Below are 17,086 nucleotides of genomic sequence, written 5' to 3'. Positions count from 1 at the left end.
GATGCCGCAGCCGGAACAGGCCCCGCCGAGCTGGACCGTCACCTCGCCCTTCTCGCGGTCAAGGTGGGCGATGGCGGCGCTGCCGCCGTGCATCTGGATCTGCGGGAAGTTGCGCCGCAGGAAGTTCGTGATCCGCTCGCGGAGTTCGTTGTCCGCGTCAGCTCCGTCGGTCGTGTCCGTACTCATGCCCGCGAGTTGGCGGGCGGCGGGCTTATGCCTTTGGTTCGGGTGAATCCGGGCGGCGACGCGTTCCGCCGTACGCCCTTACTCGGGACGCTCGACGCCGAGCGTCCGGTACAGTTCGGACTCGATCCGCTCGACGTACTCCTCCAGCGTCTCCTCGAACGTCTCGTCGTCCACCGCGACGGCTCCGCGGATCCGGTCGCGCGGGTTCTCGGGGAGTTCGACGCGGAACTCGCCGTCCTCGTAGAACGGCTCCGACTCGTTGAGCACGGTCTGGTCGATACCGTGGATCAGCTCCGAGTCGTACCGGTCGTTCATCTGGTTGAAGGCGTTCTTGTACGCGCGCTGGAGCTCGTTGAAGTAGTGCGCGTACTTGTCCTCGAACTTCTCCGGGTCGAACTCGTCGGCCATGTCGCGAGCGACGGCCCGGCGGGAAAAAAGCGGGTCGATCGCCGCCGAGACGCCGAGACGGACGGGTGACGTGGGGCGTACCGAAGGAGGAGTGATCGGCACCGGGGAGCTACGGTAAATCGTATATCGCGATATAGAATACTTGGATCGCCGTGCCGCGACGCGCCGGAGTCGGACAACCTCGGAGACGGTCGGGACTCGGCGAGAGACTCGCGAGCGACGAACGACGGAGCGGTATCTCCGACGGACGCGGAGAGTAGAAGGAGAGAGAAAACCGAACGGTGAGACCGGGTTACTCGAGGTCGAAGCGGTCGAGCTTCATGACGTCGCTCCACACCTCGGCGAAGTCCTCAACGAACTTCTCCTCGTCGCTGGCGTACACGTCAGCGATGGTGCGGAGGCGGGCGTTCGAGCCGAAGATGAGGTCGGCACGCGTCGCCTCCCACGCGACCTCGCCGGTCTCGCGGTGGCGGATCTCGAAGACGTCATCGTCTTCGGTGACCGCGTCCCACTCGTACTGCATGTCGAGCAGGTTGTCGAAGAAGTCGTTCGTGAGCGTGCCGGGCTGGTCGGTGAAGATGCCGCGGTCGGAGTCGCCGTAGGTCGCGCCCAGCGCGCGCAGGCCGCCGGCCAGCGCGGTCATCTCGCTGGCGGTCAGGTTCAGCAGGTCGGCCTTGTCGACCATGAGGTCCTCGACGTCCTCGTCGGTGTCGCCGAGGTAGTTGCGGAAGCCGTCGGCGTCGGGCTTGAGGGCCTCGAACGACTCCGCGTCGGTCTGTTCCTCGGTGGCGTCGACGCGGCCGGGCTCGAAGGGGACCTCGACGTCGTGGCCCGCGTCGGCCGCGGCCTGTTCGACGGCCGCGGTCCCGCCCAGGACGATGAGGTCGGCGAGCGAGACGCGGACGTCGTCGGAGCGCGACTCGTTGAACTCGGCCTGAACCTCCCCAAGCGTCGAGAGGACCGCCTCCAGCTTCTCCGGCTCGTTGGCCTCCCAGCTCCGCTGCGGTTCGAGGCGGATGCGCGCGCCGTTCGCGCCGCCGCGCTTGTCGCTGTCCCGGTAGGTGGACGCCGCCGCCCACGCGGTCTTGACGAGCTCGCCGACCGAGAGCTCGGAGTCGAGGAGCTGGCCCTTGAGGTCGGAGATCTCCGCGTCCCCGATCGTCTCGTAGTCGGCGTCCGGCAGGGGGTCCTGCCAGATCATCGTCTCGTCCGGGACCTCGGGACCGAGGAACCGCTCCGGCGGGCCCATGTCGCGGTGGAGGAGCTTGTACCACGCCTTCGCGAACGTGTCCTGGAACTCGTCGGGGTCGTCGCGGAACTCCTCGAGGACGGCCCGGAAGTCGTCGTCGTGCTTCAGGGCGACGTCCGTCGTGAGCATCATGACGTCCTCCTTGTCGTCGGGATCCGCGACGCCGGGCGCGGCGTCGTCCAACTCGTCGTTCTTCGTGGTCCACTGCCACGCGCCGCCGGGACCCTTCTCCGGCTCCCAGTCGTACGAGAGCAGGTTGTTGACGTAGCTCATGTCCCAGACGGTGGGCGTGGCGTTCCACGGCCCCTCGATACCGCTTGTGATCGTGTCGGGACCCTTGCCCTCGCCGAACTCGTTGTCCCAGCCGAGGCCCTGGAGGTCGATGGGGGCGTCTTCGGGCTCGGGACCGAGGTTGTCGCCGTCGTCCGCGCCGTGGACCTTGCCGAACGTGTGACCGCCGGCGATGAGCGCGACGGTCTCTTTGTCGTTCATCGCCATCCGGCTGAACGACTGCCGGATGTTCTTCGCGGACCCTTCCAAATCCGGCTCGCCGTTGGGGCCCTCGGGGTTGACGTAGATGAGGCCCATCACGGTGTTGCCGAGCGGCTCCTTGAGGTTCCCCTCCTCGTCGAAGCGCTCCTCGGAGGTGGTCTCGAACTCGCTTTCCGGACCCCAGTCGACGGCGTCGTCACCCTTGAAGTCGTCCTGGCGGCCGCCCGCGAAGCCGAACGTCTCGAAGCCCATCGACTCCAGCGCGACGTTGCCGGTGAGCACGATGAGGTCGGCCCACGAGAGCTTCTCGCCGTACTTCGTCTTGATCGGCTCCAGCAGCCGCCGCGCCTTGTCGAGGTTGACGTTGTCGGGCCAGCTGCTGATCGGCGGGAGCCGCTGGTGTCCGCCGGCCGCGCCGCCGCGGCCGTCGAGCGAGCGGTACGTCCCGGCGGCGTGCCACGTCATGCGGATGAACAGCGGGCCGTAGTGTCCGTAGTCGGCGGGCCACCAGTCCTTCGAGTCCGTCAGCACCTCCTCGATGTCAGCCTTGACCTCGTCGAGGTCCAGCTCTTCGAACTTCTCCGCGTAGTCGAACTCCTCGTCGTAGGGACCGACGGCATACCCGTTCTGATCGAGTAACTCCAAGTCTAACTGGTCCGGCCACCAGTCTTGCGTATTACTAGCCATCACGAAACGGTCCGTCCTCGCCGCTGATAATATTGTCTACTTCGGCGAGGGAAACATCGTTATAATAGAGGAATTGTATCGAAATAATGAAGTTCTATTTGTGGATTCGCGAAGTCGCGCCGAGAGGGCGCGGCGTCGCCCTCGGGCGGGTGCGCGCATCTCGGAGGACGCCGGTCGAGAGACGGACCGCTCTGATGGCCAACGTTTCGAGCGGAGAACGGTCCCGTATCGTGGGCGAGGAATCGCGATCGCGACGCCGCGGACGGCGGTCCGACGCCGCCTCTCAGCGATTCAGCGTGTGGATCGCCTGTCCGCGCGCGTTCTCGGCCGCCTCCATCACGGCCTCCGCGAGGGTCGGGTGAGTGTGGACGGTGGCGGCCACGTCTTCGAGGGTCGCGCCCATCTCGACCGCGAGCGCGACCTCGGCGATCAGCTCCGACGCCTCCGGGCCGACGATCTGTCCGCCGAGCACGAAGCCGGTCTCGTCGTCGGCGACGATCCGGACGAACCCCTCGGTGTGGCCGGTCGTCATCGCCCGGCCGGAGGCGTTGAACGGCATCTCGCCGACGACGGGGTCGAAGCCTGCGTCCGCCGCGTCCGCCTCGGTCATCCCCACCGTCCCGATTTCGGGATCGGTGAAGACGGCCGCCGGGACCGCCTGCCGGTCGAGCGCAGCGGGCTCGCCCGCGATCACCTCGGCGGCGACGATCCCCTCGTTGGAGGCCGCGTGCGCGAGCATCGGGTCGCCGGCGACGTCGCCGACGGCGTGGATTCCCTCGACCGCGGTGCGGGTGCGGTCGTCCGTCTCGACGAAGCCGCGGTCGTCCGTCTCGATCCCGGCCTGTTCGACGTCAAGCCCGTCGGTGACCGGCTGTCGACCCACCGCGACGAGGATCTTGTCGACGCCGTACGACGACTCCACGCCGTCCTCCGTCTCCGTGTGGAGGAGGTAGCCCCCGTCGGGTGCCTCCGACCACTCGCTCGCCCCCTCGCCGAAGTGGAACTCGACGCCCAGCTCCTCGGCGCGCTTGCGGACGATCCGCTTCACGTCGTCCTCGTAGGGGTCGAGGACGTCGTCGAGCATCTCGATCACCGTCACGTCGGCACCGAGCTTGGCGTACGTCGTCGCCAGCTCCATGCCGATGTAGCCGCCGCCGACGACGCCGAGCCGGTCCGGGACCGTGTCGGCGTCGAGCGCGTCCGCGGAGCTCCAGACGTGGCCCTCCGCGAACTCGAAGCCGGGGATCTGGATCGGCCGCGAGCCGGTGGCGATTATCGCGTGTTCGAACGAGAGCGTCTCGGAGCCCTGTCCCTCGCCGCCGTGCGCGACGCGGACGGTGTCCTCGTCGACGAACGACGCCTCGCCCTCGATCAGGTTCACGCCGTTCGCTTTACACAGCTTCTCGACGCCGCTCGTCAGGCGGTCGACGACGCCGTCCTTCCACTCGATCATCTTCCCCATGTCGACGGCGGGGTCCGCGTGGACGCCCATGAACTCCGCGTTGCCCGCCTCGTGGGCGAGGCCGCTGCCCGTGATGAGCGCCTTCGAGGGGATACAGCCGCGGTTGAGACACGCGCCCCCGTAGGCGTCCTTCTCGACTAACGTCGTGTCCAGCCCCTCCTGTGCGGCGCGGATGGCGGCGACGTAGCCGCCCGGTCCCGCGCCGATGACCAGTACCTCCGTTCCCGTGGTGACGTCTCCGACGACCATTATTCGTTGAGTAGCAGCAGCGGGTTTTCTAAGTGTTCCATGACGGTGTTGGCGAACTCGGCCGCGATCGCGCCGTCGACGACCCGGTGGTCGATCGACAGCGACAGCGGGAGCGTCGGCGCGGGGACGACCTCGCCGTCCCGGACGACGGGGCGCTCCTCGATGGCCCCCAGCCCGAGGATCGCGGTCTCGGGGTAGTTGATGATCGGCGTGGCGTACTCGCCGCCGATGGCACCGAAGTTGGTGATGGTGAACGTGCCGCCCTTCATCTCGGCGGGCTTCAGTTTGCGCTCGCGGGCGCGGGCAGCGAGGTCGTTCACCTCCTCGGCGAGTTCGAAGAGCCCCTTCTCGTCGACGCTCTCGACGACCGGGACCATCAGCCCCGCGTCGGTCGCGACCGCGATGCCGAGGTTGTAGTCGCCTTTCAACACGATCTCCTCGTCGTCCTCGCGGAGCTCGCTGTTGAGGTACGGGTGTCGTTTCAGGCCGGCGACGATGGCCTTCATCACGAAGGGCATGTAGGTGAGCTTCACGCCCTCCGCCTCCGCCGTCGGTTTCAGGTCTTCGCGCGCGTCCACGAGGGAGTCGACCTCGGCGGTGTCGTGGTGAGTGACGTGCGGCGCGGTGAACTTCGACCGCTCCATCTGCTTTCCGATGGTCCGCCTGACGCCCCGGTAGGGGACGGTCTCGTCGCCCGACGCGGTCGTCGCCTCGGACGCGGTCGCCGTCTCCGGCGCGCCGCCGGCGGGGGCCGGCTCCGGCGCGTCGTCGGTCGGTCCCGGCTCGGGCGTCGGTTCGGCGGCCGACTCGACCGCGTCCGCGTACGCCCGGACGTGGTCGGCCGTGACGAACGCCTCGCCGTCGCGGGTCTCGTCGGTCGGGACGTCGTCAAGGTCGACGCCGCGGTCGCGCGCGACCTTCCGCGTCGCGGGCGTCGCGAGCGTCGTCTCGCGGCCCGCCGGCTCGGGACCGCCCGCGGCCGTCGCTGAGGACGCCGCGGATCCGCCGGCGTCGCGCTTGCTGACCGCTGACTTCCGTCCGTCGGAACCGGTGTCGGTCGGCGTCGGCGCGGGCCGCGGTTCGGGGGCGTCGGCCGCGTCCGCGTCGGCGGACCCGGCGTCGCCCTCGGCGTGGGCCCGCACGTCGGCCTCGGTCACGCGACCGCCGGGACCGCTCCCGTCGACGGCCGCGACGTCGACGCCGAGTTCGCGGGCGAGCCGCCGCGCCGACGGCGGCGCGAAGGTCCGGCCCGACGGGGTGTCGGGTTCGGCGTCGGCCCCGTCGTCCCCGGCTTCGCCGGCGTCCGGTTCCGGCTCCGACCCGTCGCTCGCGGGAGAGTCCGGCTGGGCGTCGGCCGGCTCGGCGTCGGTCGCGGTGGCCCCGCCTCCGCCGTCGCCCTCCTCGTCGACGCGGAACGAGATGATCACGTCGCCGACCGGGACCATCTGCCCCTCCTCGGCGAACAGCTCCTCGACGACGCCGTCGTAGCTCGACGGGACCTCGACGAGCGCCTTGTCGGTCTCGACCTCGGCGACGGGCTGGTCCTCCTCAACGCGGTCGCCGGGCGCGACCAGCCACGAGACCAGTTCGCCCTCGGCGACGCCCTCGCCGACGTCCGGCAGTTTGAACTCCTTGATCGTCATCTGTCGCCCTCCTCGACGGTCGCGCGTCGACGATCGACGGTCATGGGTGTATCTCCGGCGGCCATGTTAAAATTCGACCGCCTCCAGGATTCCCTCCTCGATGCGCGCCGCGGACGGGAGGTAGTAGTCCTCCAGCGCGTACAGCGGGTACGGCACGTCGAACCCGGCGACGCGGCCGATCGGTGCCTCCTGGTGTAACAGCGCCTCCTCCTGAAGGATCGCGGTTATCTCGCCGCCGAGGCCGCCGGTCTTGGGTGCCTCGTGGACGACGACCGCGCGGCCGGTCTTCTCGAACGCCTCGACGATCGCCTCGCGGTCGAGCGGGGAGACCGTGCGGAGGTCGACGACCTCGCACTCGATCCCCTCCTCGCCGAGCGTCTCGGCGGCCTCCAGCGTGGGGCGCGTCATCGCGCCGTAGGTGAACACGGCGACGTCGTCGCCCTCGCGACGAGTGGCCGCCTCGCCGATCGGCACCGTGTACGGCTCGTCGGGCACCTCCTCGCGGAACGCCCGGTAGATCAGTTTCGGTTCGAGGAAGACCACCGGGTCGGGGTCGCGGATCGACGCCGCGAGCAGCCCCTTCGCCTCGTACGGCGTCGAGGGGATCACGACCTTCAGTCCGGCCTCGTGGGCGTAGAACGCCTCCTTCGACTCCGAGTGGTGCTCCGGCGCGCGGATGCCGCCGCCGTAGGGCGCGCGCAGGGTCATGGGGAGCGTGAACCGCCCGCGGCTGCGGGTGCGGAACCGCGCCATGTGCGAGACGACCTGGTCGAACCCGGGGTACATGAACCCCGAGAACTGGATCTCGGGCACCGGTCGCATCCCCATCGCGGCCATCCCGACCGCGGTGCCGATGATCCCCGACTCGGCGAGCGGGGTGTCGATCACGCGGTCGCCGCCGAACTCGTCGAACAGGCCCTCCGTCGCGCGGAAGACGCCGCCGTTCTTCCCGACGTCTTGGCCCATGACGACCACGTCGTCGTCCTCGCGCAGTTCGGTGTGCAGTCCGTCCCGTACCGCCTGTACCAGCGTGAGATTCTGTGTGTCGGTCATTCAGTCCTCCAGGAACGCCGCGTCGCCGCGGTCGTCGCGGAGCGCGGCGAGCGCCTCGTACTGCCGCTCCAGTTCGGGCGGGAGCTCCGCGTAGGCGTGTTCGAACAGCTCCCGCAGGTCGGGCCGCGCCATCGACTCCGCCTCGTCGATGGCGTCGGCGACCCGGGCCTCGACCGACGACTCGATTTCCGCGACGCGCTCGTCGTCGAGGACGCCCTCGTCGCGGAGGTACGACTCCAGCCGGTCGATCGGGTCCTTCCGCTTCCAGCGCTCCACCTCGTCGTCGTCGCGGTAGACGGTGGGGTCGTCCGCGGTCGTGTGCGCGCCGAAGCGGTACTGGACCGCCTCGATGAGCGTCGGGCGCGGCCGGTCACTGTCGGGGTCGCGCGCCTTCTCTAGGGCGGCCTTCGTGACGCTGTACACCGCGAGCGGGTCCATCCCGTCGACCTGAACGCCGTCGATGCCGTACGCCTCCGCCTTCTGCGCCAGCGTCGCGCTCCGGGTCTGCCGCTCGCGCGGGACGGAGATGGCCCACTGGTTGTTGTTACAGAAGAAGACGGTCGGCGTGTCGAACACGCCAGCGAAGTTGACCCCCTCGTGGAAGTCGCCCTCGCTCGTCGCGCCGTCACCGAAGTAGCAGATGAACGCGTCGTCCTCGCCGCGGAGCTTCGAGGCCCACGCGGCCCCCGTGGCGTGGGGGACCTGCGACGCGATGGGGACGGCGACGGGGAAGACGTTGACGTCCGGCGGCGCGTTGTTGCCGTCCTCGTGTCCCATCCAGTAGAGCAGCGTCTGTTTCAGCGGGAGCCCGTGGACCAGCGCGGCCCCGTGTTCGCGGTACGACGGGACCATCCAGTCGTCGTCGTCGAGCGCGTACGCCGAGCCGATCTGCGCGCCCTCCTGCCCGGAGAGCGGGGGGTACGTCCCCATCCGGCCCTGCCGCTGGAGGCTCACCGCGCGGCCGTCGAAGTGACGCGCGAGCCGCATGTGCCTGTACATCTCGACGAGCGAGTCGTCGCCGAGGTCGGGTACGTCGCCGACGACCTCCCCGTCCTCGTCGAGGACGCGAACGGTGTCGTCGTACGCCCTGTCGAACACGGTCACGGTCGAACCCACCTTCGCATGTCCGATACGTTCACCGCCCGGGTAATATCGTTTTCGTAAATAATTTAGTATAATCAGAAATAGCGGCCTCGGGATGAGAAACCGTCCATCAGACGGGGAGAGAATCGGACGTTTCTGAACAAACTACGAGCCATTTGGCAATATTTTCGCCAACATGTGCGTTTCGCAGGTCAGTAACGGACGAACAGGAAGGTTTTCGCGACCGGTCGCCCGCGAACGGGAAGGCCGCGAGTCGCGGCACCGCGGCTCGGCGGTTCGGGGGCGGACCGGGAAAACGGATAAACGGACCGGGAAAACGGGCTGCCGCGCCGCGGCCGGCGCTATCCGAGGCGGAAGGAGGGTTCGTCCGGCTCGCCGTCGAGCTCCTCCAAGTGGATCACCTCGTCGTCGCCCTCCTCTAGCTGTTCGCGGAGGTAGTTGACGTACCGCTTGTGTTCGTCGAGCTGCTCGCGGAGGTGTTCGGCCTCAAGTTCCAGCCGCTCGTGCTCGCGGACGAAGCTCTTCGGGACCTCAACCTTCGGGGGGAACGGCTCGCCGTCGTCGCCCGCGTCGTCCAGTTCGGACTCGGGTACGACCCGGACCTGACCGTCGTGGGTGACGAGCGCGTCCACGTAGTCCCGGAAGACCGCCGACAGCGAGAGGTCTCGCTCCTCGGCGATGTCGCGGAGAGACTCGAACGCGCCCTCGTTGACGCGGAACGAGATCGTCTTGTTCTTGTTACCCATTGGGGACGAGTCCGTCCGCGTCTCACTTAATCGTTTGTCAGACGGTGTCACGAGCCGAACGCGGCCGGACGGTCGGCGCGCGCGCCGACCGTCTCAGGGCTCCGGCGCGCCGGCCGGGTCCGTCTCGTCCGGGGCGGCGTCGTCGGGCGCGGCGTCGCCCGCAAGTTCGTCGCCGCCGTCGAGGTCTTCGAGCGCCGACAGCGCGGCGGCCTTGTACGTCTCGGGGTCGAGGTCGTACTCCTCGCGCGCCATCCGCGCGTACTCGTTGCCCTCGTCGTCGAACGCGGCGACGCGCTCGACGGTGCGGCGGGCGGTCTCCGCGACCCAGCGGTCGCGGGTGGCGGCGTCGACCTCGGTGATCGACTCGGGGCGGACGGAGACCCGGACCGTGCCGTCGTCGGTCTCGTAGGTCCGGGGCTTCCCCACGACTGCGACGTACGCCGGGGGCTCCAGGTCCCGGAGCTTGGAAGCGGCTTCCGGCTGGTACTGGCCGGCGTACACGAAGAACGTGCCCGTCGGGTCGACGATGCGGCCGCGCCAGTACTCGCTGTCGTCGCCGACGTCCTCCTTCTCGGTGAGCGTGCCCACGAAGAACACGCGGTTCGAGGACTCGCCGGTCGGCAACAGCGCGTAGACGGGGGCGCGCTCGTCGTCGGACTCGGTGAACGTGTAGCCGGCGTCGTTGAACTCGCTCGCGAACACGCGCCGGGCGACCTCTCGGGTGGGTGCTGACTGGCTCATTTAAATCGACCTCGCTTCGATCAGCGCACTTTCAACGTCGACCGTACCGGGGTCCTCCATCTCGTCGACCAGGACGTACCGGCCGAAGGTGGGGCCGGTGACGCGGTAGTAGCGCCCGAGCACGTCCTCGCCCATCTCCTCGGCGACGACGGTGGTGTCGAGCGCGTCCATCGCCATGTCCTTGGCTTCTTCGAGGGTCATGCCGGTGAGTTCCTCGGTGGCCTCGCGGTCGAAGATGACCTCGGTGACGGTCTCGCCGTCGTCGAGGACGCCCTTGATCCGGAGGTCGAACTCGCCCTCGACCTGCCCGTGTTCGGAGCAGCGGCCGTTCTGGAGGACGCGCGTACAGTCGTCCTCGGGACAGCGCTTGATCAGCCCGGAGCCGGACTGGATGTCGACCAGGGCTCCCTCGACGGTGTCGGCGTTGTCGCCGACCTCGATCGCCTCGTCGATCTCGGTGATACCGGTCGTCCGGTTGAGCTTCACCGAGTAGCTGCCCTCGTACTCGTCGGTGACGACGTTCGAGAGCTCGTAGGACTGCCCCTCCGTCAGCTCGGGGAGGTCGGAGGTCTCGAAGGCGACGAACTTGATCGTGCCCGACTCGTCGCCGAGCAGGCCGACCTGCGAGATGGAGTCGCTGCGCGGCTCCCAGAGGTCGACCAGCTTCACGCGCAGGTCGACCCACTGCTCGTCCTCGTCGATGTCGTTGACGAGGACCTCCTCGCTGCCGCCGCGGCCGAGTTCGTCGCGCTCCATCCCGGCGTCTTCGAGGTAGCTGTTTGTGACGCTCCGGCGCGCCTCGTCGAGGGGGACGCGGTACTCGTCGACGAGCGTCGCCAGCCGATCCTCGACGTCGTCGGGATCGACGTCGGTGTGGTCCGAGAACTGTTCCGCTATCGCTTCCGCTTCCTGTCGCAGTTCGCTCATGGGGTGTCTCCGCCTCCGGTGTTGTTTCGGTGGGAGGCGTACGAGGGTTGGTTCCTCACCGTATTAAAACGACGGTGACCGGGGTGAAAGTGAACAGAAAGAGCCGTTTGAGAGCTTCTAACGTCCTTCTCTCGATCCGGGCAGATCGAACGACACGACGATCGCGACCGCGTCAGACACACGTCAGCCACGCGCGGGCTTCGTTTCGAGTGGAACGATCACACGGATCGCTATTCCGCGGGTCGAGATTCGACGAGGTCGACGAAACGAAGCGGTGGCGCGCGCCTCCGAGGCCGCATCGCGGCCGAGGAGCGTCGCGCGAGGGACGCGGNGCGCTCGGAGAGCGCGAACCGCGAGGCTGGGGAGGCGTGAGGTGCGGGGCTGTGCGGGGTGGGGCTCGAAGGGGCAGCCGGGAGGCGGGCGCAGGCGAAGCAAGGACCGCAGGAGTGAGCAACGCGAGCGACGAGGACCGCAGCGAGCGTGCGCCCGCCTCCCGGCTGGGGCTTCGGTGGTGATCGTGTCCGCAGCGATAACTACCCCTTACGGAGCGGCTGAAGCTTCGGTAGTCGTCACGTCGCTCACAAAGTCATCCGAGTAGTACCGACCGACGAGAACGTCCCAGTCTCAGTCCGCGTCGGGGAACGGCACTTCGATCAGGTCGCCGTCGTCGGGGAGCAGACACTCGCCGTCGAACTCCTCGCGGGCCTCGGCGCGGATCGGCCGCGGGTCGGCGGCGTACCGCGAGGAGATGTGGACCAGAGCGAGCCGCTTCGCGTTCGCGCGGGCCGCGATCGATCCCGCTTCGCGGCCGGTGGAGTGGGCCGTGTCGCGGGCGCGGTCGGCCATGTCGTCGGCGAAGGTGGCGTCGTGGATCAGCAGGTCGGCGTCCGCGGCGGCCTCGACCGTGGACTCCCGCGGGCGCGTGTCCGCGGTGTACACCAGCTTCCGGCCGGGACGCGGCGGCCCGACGACCTGCTCCGGGTCGACGACCGTGCCGTCCTCGGCCTCGACCGACTCGCCCTCGTGGAGCCGGCCGAACTTCGGGCCGACGGGGACGCCGAGCTCCTCCGCCTTCGGGCGGTCGAACCGGCCGGGGCGGTCGTCCTCCGCGAGGACGTACCCCTGCGACACCGTCCGGTGTTCCGTCTCGAAGGCGCGCACGGCGTACTCGTCGGTCTCGTAGGCGACCTCGCCGGGGGCGACCGGCTCGATTCGGACGGGGAACGCCGGGTCGTGGCCGACCGCGTGGACGAGGTTCCGGAGGTGGTCGTCGGTCCCCGGCGGGCAGTGGACCGTCAGCGGGTCGGTGCGGTCGTTGAACCCGAGCGTCTGGACGAGGCCGGGGAGCCCGAGGACGTGGTCGCCGTGGAGGTGCGAGACGAAGATCCGGTCGACGGCGAACCCGGTCCCGGCGCGCATCATCTCGCGCTGGGTGCCCTCGCCGCAGTCGAAGAGGAAGCGGTCGCCCTCGCGGTTGACGAAGACGGCGCTCGCCGCGCGCTCGACGGTCGGGACGGCCCCGCCCGTCCCGAGGAACGTGACGCGAAGAGACATGGCGATCCGTCCGGGCGGCGGTTGTAAACCGGTGTCGATGCGGACGGACGAGGCGGCCGGATCGCCGGCGAGCGCGTCGACGAGGCCGCCGGGGCGCGGCCGACACCCACATGAGGCCGGCGGCCCGAGCGCGGCCATGCGAGAGCCGATCGCCGCCTTGGTCCGACAGGAGGGCTGGCGCGCCGAGGGCGCGGCCGCCCGCGTCCACTACGAGGGGGCCCGCGAGCAGTTCGCGGTGGAGTTCTACGCCGAGACGGAGCGCGTCCTCTACTGGTCCGTCCCGACCGAGGAGGCGGAGTCCGGCACGGCCGCGCCGGTCCCGCGCGAGCGCATCCCCGATCCGCTCAGGCGTCGCGTCCGAGGCGATCTGGAGTCCGCCGGCATCGACCCCGCGGCCGAGCGGCGGGACCTCTGACGCCGCGGGTCGCGATCGGCGGTGTCACCCGAGGCGATCGAGGGCGAATCGCCCGATCGACCGCGCGTTACCGGCGTTTTCTGCCGACGCATTTCGGTTCGAAGGAAACCTATTTGCCCGCTTACCTGATAAGGGAATTCGATGAGTGGCGTCGACTGGGAAGAAGACGACCCCTTCGAGGAGCAGCGGGACAAGATAGAGAATCCGATGAAGCGGCTGTTCGTCGAGTACGGCCGCGACTACGTCCCGCAGGTGACGGTGGGGGTCTTCGCGAGCGTCTTCGCGCGACTCCTCGATCTCCTCCCCCCGCTCATGCTCGGGATCGCCGTCGACGCCATCTTTTATACCGACTCGCAGGAGGCGGCGGGCGAGGTGCCCGCGTTCAGCGAGCAGATCCCGCTCGTCGTCCTCCCTGACGTGTGGCTGCCGACGGCCCAGACGGGGCAGTTCTGGTTCACCATCGCCGTCATCGGCGGGGCGTTCGGGATCGGGGCGGGGTTCCACTGGATCCGTAATTGGGGGTTCAACGCCTTCGCGCAGAACATCCAGCACGACGTGCGGACGGACACCTACGACAAGATGCAGCGGCTGAACATGGAGTTCTTCTCGGACAAGCAGACCGGGGAGATGATGTCCATCCTCTCGAACGACGTGAACCGGCTCGAACGGTTCCTCAACGACGGGATGAACTCCCTGTTCCGGCTGTCCGTGATGGTGATCGGCATCGGCGTGCTGCTCTTCTGGATCAACTGGCAACTCGCCCTGGTCGCGCTGCTCCCCGTCCCGGTCATCGGCGGGTTCACGTACCTGTTCATCAAGATTATCCAGCCGAAGTACGCCGAGGTGCGGTCGTCGGTCGGGAAGATGAACTCCCGGCTGGAGAACAACCTCGGCGGCATTCAGGTGATCAAGTCGTCGAACACCGAACACTACGAGTCCGACCGCGTCGACGACGTGTCGATGGACTACTTCGACGCCAACTGGGACGCGATCACGACGCGGATCAAGTTCTTCCCGGCGCTCCGCGTGCTCGCCGGCATCGGGTTCGTGCTCACGTTCGTCGTCGGCGGCCTCTGGGTGTTCCAAGACACGCCGCCGGGACCGTTCACCGGTGACCTCTCGGTCGGGATGTTCGTCGTGTTCATCCTCTACACGCAGCGGTTCATCTGGCCGATGGCGCAGTTCGGCCAGATCATCAACATGTACCAGCGCGCCCGCGCCTCCTCGGCGCGCATATTCGGCCTGATGGACGAGCCGTCGCGGCTCGCCGAGGAGCCGGACGCCGAGGACCTGGTCGTCGGCGACGGGGACGTGGTGTACGACGACGTCTCCTTCGGCTACGATGATGAGACGATCATCGAGGACGTCGACTTCTCCGTCGAGGGCGGCGAGACGCTCGCGCTGGTCGGGCCGACCGGTGCCGGGAAGTCGACCGTCCTCAAGCTCCTGCTCCGGATGTACGACGTCGACGAAGGCGCGATCGAGATCGACGGCCAGGACGTCCGCGACGTGACGCTCAAGTCGCTCCGCCGGTCGATCGGCTACGTCGGGCAGTCCTCGTACCTGTTCTACGGCACCGTCCGCGAGAACATCACCTACGGGACCTTCGACGCGACCGACGAGGAGGTCGAGGAGGCGGCGCGGGCGGCCGAGGCGCACGACTTCATCGAGAACCTCCCCGACGGCTACGACACGATGGTCGGCGAGCGCGGCGTGAAGCTCTCCGGCGGCCAGCGCCAGCGCGTCACCATCGCCCGCGCGGTCCTCAAGGACCCCGACATCCTCATCCTCGACGAGGCGACCTCCGACGTCGACACCGAGACGGAGATGCTGATCCAGCGCTCGCTCGACCGGCTCACCGCCGACCGGACGACGTTCGCGATCGCCCACCGGCTCTCGACGATCAAGGACGCGGACACCATCCTCGTGCTGGAGGGCGGGAGGATCGCGGAGCGGGGCACCCACGAGGAACTGCTCGACAACGACGGGCTGTACGCGCACCTCTGGGGCGTTCAGGCGGGCGAGATCGACGAGCTGCCACAGGAGTTCATCGACCGGGCGCAGGAGCGCACGGCGCGGATCGTCGAGGACGCAGAGACCGACGACGACTGATCGGGAGCGCCGCCGACCCAGCCGCCCCGAGAGCCTGACCGAGGCGTCACCGGAGCGAGGTCCAGTCGTCCGGCGCAATATCCGGGGACGCGTCGTCGTAGCCGAGCGCGTCGAGGACGGCCTCGCGGACGTCCGACGGCTCCCGGAACTGCGTCTCCTCGCAGTCTTCGAGCAGGCGAGCGAACCGTTCGGTCGCCGTCCGGGTCTCCAGTTCAGCGCCGCCGTACTGCTCTATCAGCTCCGCGGCCGTCACCGGATATCGATGCTCGCGAAGCGCCCGCTTCAGCGGGCCGAACGACACGTTCGGAGCCCGGGTCGGCCCCTCCGAACCGAGTTCCGTGTTGTCATTGGCCATACAATCGCGATCGGCGGGGACCGGGATAATACCGGGGGTCGACCGCGTTGCGACGCCCGAAGCGGCGGGCGGAGCGTGACCGTCGGCTATACGACGGCGGGTGCCGACGTGTCCGTATGCGCCTCAGCGAGGTCACTTGGACCGACGCGCGCGACGCCGACGTCGACGTCGCGTTCCTCCCGGTCGGCAGCACGGAACAGCACGGCCCGCACGCGCCGCTCGGCACCGACACGCTGAACGCCGTCGCCGTCGCCGAGGCCGGGGCCGACGCGTACGAGCGGGGCGAGGAGAGCGGCGAGTCAGGCGTAAGCTCGCCCGCCGACCGCGGCGAGGTCGCGGTCGCTCCGCCGGTCCCGGTCGGCGTCGCCGAGGAACACCGCGCGTTCGACGGGACGATGTGGGTCTCGCCGGAGACGTTCCGCGCGTACGTCCGGGAGTCGGCCGAGTCGCTGGTCGCGCACGGCGTCGACCGCGTCGTGTCCGTCAACGGGCACGGGGGGAACGTTGAGGCGCTCGCGGAGGTCGCCCGCCGGTTCTCGCGGGATCCCGACCACGGCGGCTACGGGGTCGCGTTCACGTGGTTCGAGGCGGTCGGCGACCACGCGAGCGACATGGGCCACGCGGGACCGCTGGAGACGGCGCTGCTGCGCGCGACGAATCCGGGCCTGGTCCGCGAGGAGCGCGTCGACGAGGCGGGCGCGGGCGCGGCCGACCGGTGGGGCGAGTGGGTCTCGGGCGTGAACCTCGCGCACGACGCCGACGAGTTCACCGACAACGGCGTCGTCGGCGACCCGCGGGACGGCGACGCGGAGCGCGGGGAACTCCTGCTCGGCCGGGCGAGCGACGCGCTCGCGGAGTTGGCGGCGGCGGTCGTCGAGCGAGACGCGGAGTGAAAAGGGCCGCGAAGGGCTACTCGTCGTCGTCGGCCGCGTCCTGAAGCGCTCCGCGGATCGCGGGGACCGTGCCCGTGAGCGAGGCCACCTCGTCGGCGGCGCTCTCGATGTCGCCGACGAGCGATTCGAGCTCCTCAATCTCCGCTTCGAGGTCCTCGGCGTCGTCGAAGGCGTCGGCGCGCTCGCCGAGGACGTACGCCTTCTTCGCCGAGCGCACGCTGTCGACCGCGTCGCCGGCGTCGAGCGCGGACTTCAGCCCGTTGAGCGCGCCGAGCACGTTGTCCGCGTCCGTCTCCCACACCGCGTCCGGGTCCGGGAGCTCCTCGCGCGCCGCGGCGAGGTGTTCCTCGACCTCCGCGCGCGTCTCCGCGGCCGCCTCGCCGAACAGGTCGTCGTCGTCGAACGTGGACTGGGCCATGTGCGGAGTGTCGTGCCCGCACCTTTTAAAAACGCGCCCGAAAGCGGAAGTGAAACCCGCGGGGAGGGCGGACTTGGTCCCCGGATCGAGGCATCTCGCGTTCAGTTTCGGTTCGGGCGATGGCGCGGCTCAGATCCGGACGAGCAGTTCCGCCGCGATCAGCGTCAGGAGGAGACCGAGGAAACCGGCGACGACGGCGAGCGTCCGGAGCCGCTCGAACACCGCGTCGGCGTCCGGCGTCGCCGCGGGGAGGGCCGGGCAGTCGCGGGGGCCGGACTCCCCCTCGGCGTCAGCGACGTCGGCCGCGGGGCGGGCGTCGCGGGTCCGGGCGGCGTCGGGGTCGAGGTTCGGGTCCGGCACGGTCGAGCGTTGGGTCGGAGGGTCCGTTAAAC

The 17,086-nt window shown here is 69.2% G+C and carries 17 protein-coding genes; 3 read left to right on the top strand and 14 right to left on the bottom strand.

What is annotated here, in order from left to right:
• The 11 genes from C472_RS08050 to rnz all read right to left on the bottom strand — a co-directional run.
• On the bottom strand, positions 1 to 186 hold a 186-nt coding region (locus C472_RS08050; RefSeq protein ID WP_006629322.1), incomplete at its 3' end, for a NifU family protein.
• Between the two features lie 78 nt (positions 187 to 264).
• The gene (locus C472_RS08045) at positions 265 to 594 is read right to left on the bottom strand and encodes a DUF5783 family protein (RefSeq protein ID WP_006629321.1); all 330 of its coding nucleotides are present in this window, start codon (positions 592 to 594) and stop codon (positions 265 to 267) included.
• 292 nt (positions 595 to 886) lie between these two features.
• Positions 887 to 3,022, bottom strand: a complete 2,136-nt coding sequence (gene katG, locus C472_RS08040; protein ID WP_006629320.1) for a catalase/peroxidase HPI — start codon at positions 3,020 to 3,022, stop codon at positions 887 to 889.
• 283 nt (positions 3,023 to 3,305) lie between these two features.
• Positions 3,306 to 4,733: a dihydrolipoyl dehydrogenase gene (lpdA, locus tag C472_RS08035; protein ID WP_006629319.1), complete on the bottom strand. Its 1,428-nt coding sequence runs from the start codon at positions 4,731 to 4,733 to the stop codon at positions 3,306 to 3,308.
• A complete protein-coding gene (locus tag C472_RS08030) occupies positions 4,733 to 6,376 on the bottom strand; it encodes a dihydrolipoamide acetyltransferase family protein (RefSeq protein ID WP_006629318.1) in 1,644 nt (547 codons plus the stop codon). Before C472_RS08030 ends, lpdA begins: the two co-directional genes overlap by 1 nt.
• A 66-nt stretch (positions 6,377 to 6,442) precedes the next feature.
• Positions 6,443 to 7,429: an alpha-ketoacid dehydrogenase subunit beta gene (locus C472_RS08025; protein ID WP_006629317.1), complete on the bottom strand. Its 987-nt coding sequence runs from the start codon at positions 7,427 to 7,429 to the stop codon at positions 6,443 to 6,445.
• On the bottom strand, positions 7,430 to 8,533 hold the full coding sequence (gene pdhA / locus C472_RS08020; RefSeq protein WP_006629316.1) for a pyruvate dehydrogenase (acetyl-transferring) E1 component subunit alpha: 1,104 nt from the start codon (positions 8,531 to 8,533) through the stop codon (positions 7,430 to 7,432).
• 341 nt (positions 8,534 to 8,874) lie between these two features.
• Positions 8,875 to 9,279 (bottom strand): hypothetical protein, encoded by a 405-nt coding sequence (locus C472_RS08015; protein ID WP_006629315.1) that lies wholly within the window; start codon positions 9,277 to 9,279, stop codon positions 8,875 to 8,877.
• A 93-nt stretch (positions 9,280 to 9,372) separates the two neighbouring features.
• On the bottom strand, positions 9,373 to 10,020 hold the full coding sequence (locus C472_RS08010) for an RPA family protein (protein WP_006629314.1): 648 nt from the start codon (positions 10,018 to 10,020) through the stop codon (positions 9,373 to 9,375).
• On the bottom strand, positions 10,021 to 10,947 hold the full coding sequence (locus C472_RS08005; protein WP_006629313.1) for a hypothetical protein: 927 nt from the start codon (positions 10,945 to 10,947) through the stop codon (positions 10,021 to 10,023).
• Between the two features lie 624 nt (positions 10,948 to 11,571).
• Entirely contained in the window at positions 11,572 to 12,501 is a 930-nt protein-coding gene (gene rnz, locus C472_RS08000) for a ribonuclease Z (RefSeq protein WP_006629312.1), read from the bottom strand.
• Between the two features lie 136 nt (positions 12,502 to 12,637).
• Here rnz and C472_RS07995 point away from each other — a divergent pair, with 136 nt between their 5' ends.
• Positions 12,638 to 12,916 (top strand): DUF7538 family protein, encoded by a 279-nt coding sequence (locus tag C472_RS07995; RefSeq protein WP_006629311.1) that lies wholly within the window; start codon positions 12,638 to 12,640, stop codon positions 12,914 to 12,916.
• Between the two features lie 141 nt (positions 12,917 to 13,057).
• Complete coding sequence (locus C472_RS07990; protein WP_006629310.1) at positions 13,058 to 15,028, top strand: ABC transporter ATP-binding protein; 1,971 nt, start codon at positions 13,058 to 13,060, stop codon at positions 15,026 to 15,028.
• Positions 15,029 to 15,074: 46 nt separating this feature from the next.
• On the opposite strand, the gene C472_RS07985 is transcribed toward C472_RS07990, so the two are convergent.
• On the bottom strand, positions 15,075 to 15,383 hold the full coding sequence (locus C472_RS07985; RefSeq protein WP_006629309.1) for a DUF5789 family protein: 309 nt from the start codon (positions 15,381 to 15,383) through the stop codon (positions 15,075 to 15,077).
• Between the two features lie 116 nt (positions 15,384 to 15,499).
• Here C472_RS07985 and C472_RS07980 point away from each other — a divergent pair, with 116 nt between their 5' ends.
• Positions 15,500 to 16,276, top strand: coding sequence for a creatininase family protein (locus C472_RS07980; protein ID WP_006629308.1), 777 nt, complete (start codon positions 15,500 to 15,502; stop codon positions 16,274 to 16,276).
• 16 nt (positions 16,277 to 16,292) lie between these two features.
• Here the strand turns inward: C472_RS07980 and C472_RS07975 are convergent, their stop codons facing one another.
• Positions 16,293 to 16,694 carry a DUF5790 family protein gene (locus tag C472_RS07975; protein ID WP_006629307.1) on the bottom strand — a complete coding sequence of 134 codons (402 nt, stop codon included), beginning with the start codon at positions 16,692 to 16,694 and terminating at the stop codon, positions 16,293 to 16,295.
• Between the two features lie 129 nt (positions 16,695 to 16,823).
• On the bottom strand, positions 16,824 to 17,054 hold the full coding sequence (locus C472_RS07970) for a hypothetical protein (protein WP_006629306.1): 231 nt from the start codon (positions 17,052 to 17,054) through the stop codon (positions 16,824 to 16,826).
• Between the last annotated feature and the right edge of the window lie 32 nt (positions 17,055 to 17,086).

Source organism: Halorubrum tebenquichense DSM 14210, from assembly GCF_000337415.1.
In the GTDB taxonomy this organism is placed as follows: domain Archaea; phylum Halobacteriota; class Halobacteria; order Halobacteriales; family Haloferacaceae; genus Halorubrum; species Halorubrum tebenquichense.
The sequence above is the reverse complement of the archived record's forward strand: the minus strand, read 5'-3'. Positions and strand labels throughout refer to the sequence as shown.

Bases quoted from the DNA above. Each gene is read 5' to 3' on its own strand.
- C472_RS08045 (WP_006629321.1), bottom strand. From the start codon at position 594: ATGGCCGACGAGTTCGACCCGGAGAAGTTCGAGGACAAGTACGCGCAC.
- katG (WP_006629320.1), bottom strand. From the start codon at position 3,022: ATGGCTAGTAATACGCAAGACTGGTGGCCGGACCAGTTAGACTTGGAG.
- lpdA (WP_006629319.1), bottom strand. From the start codon at position 4,733: ATGGTCGTCGGAGACGTCACCACGGGAACGGAGGTACTGGTCATCGGC.
- C472_RS08030 (WP_006629318.1), bottom strand. From the start codon at position 6,376: ATGACGATCAAGGAGTTCAAACTGCCGGACGTCGGCGAGGGCGTCGCC.
- C472_RS08025 (WP_006629317.1), bottom strand. From the start codon at position 7,429: ATGACCGACACACAGAATCTCACGCTGGTACAGGCGGTACGGGACGGA.
- C472_RS08015 (WP_006629315.1), bottom strand. From the start codon at position 9,279: ATGGGTAACAAGAACAAGACGATCTCGTTCCGCGTCAACGAGGGCGCG.
- C472_RS08010 (WP_006629314.1), bottom strand. From the start codon at position 10,020: ATGAGCCAGTCAGCACCCACCCGAGAGGTCGCCCGGCGCGTGTTCGCG.
- C472_RS08005 (WP_006629313.1), bottom strand. From the start codon at position 10,947: ATGAGCGAACTGCGACAGGAAGCGGAAGCGATAGCGGAACAGTTCTCG.
- rnz (WP_006629312.1), bottom strand. From the start codon at position 12,501: ATGTCTCTTCGCGTCACGTTCCTCGGGACGGGCGGGGCCGTCCCGACC.
- C472_RS07995 (WP_006629311.1), top strand. From the start codon at position 12,638: ATGCGAGAGCCGATCGCCGCCTTGGTCCGACAGGAGGGCTGGCGCGCC.
- C472_RS07990 (WP_006629310.1), top strand. From the start codon at position 13,058: ATGAGTGGCGTCGACTGGGAAGAAGACGACCCCTTCGAGGAGCAGCGG.
- C472_RS07985 (WP_006629309.1), bottom strand. From the start codon at position 15,383: ATGGCCAATGACAACACGGAACTCGGTTCGGAGGGGCCGACCCGGGCT.
- C472_RS07980 (WP_006629308.1), top strand. From the start codon at position 15,500: ATGCGCCTCAGCGAGGTCACTTGGACCGACGCGCGCGACGCCGACGTC.
- C472_RS07975 (WP_006629307.1), bottom strand. From the start codon at position 16,694: ATGGCCCAGTCCACGTTCGACGACGACGACCTGTTCGGCGAGGCGGCC.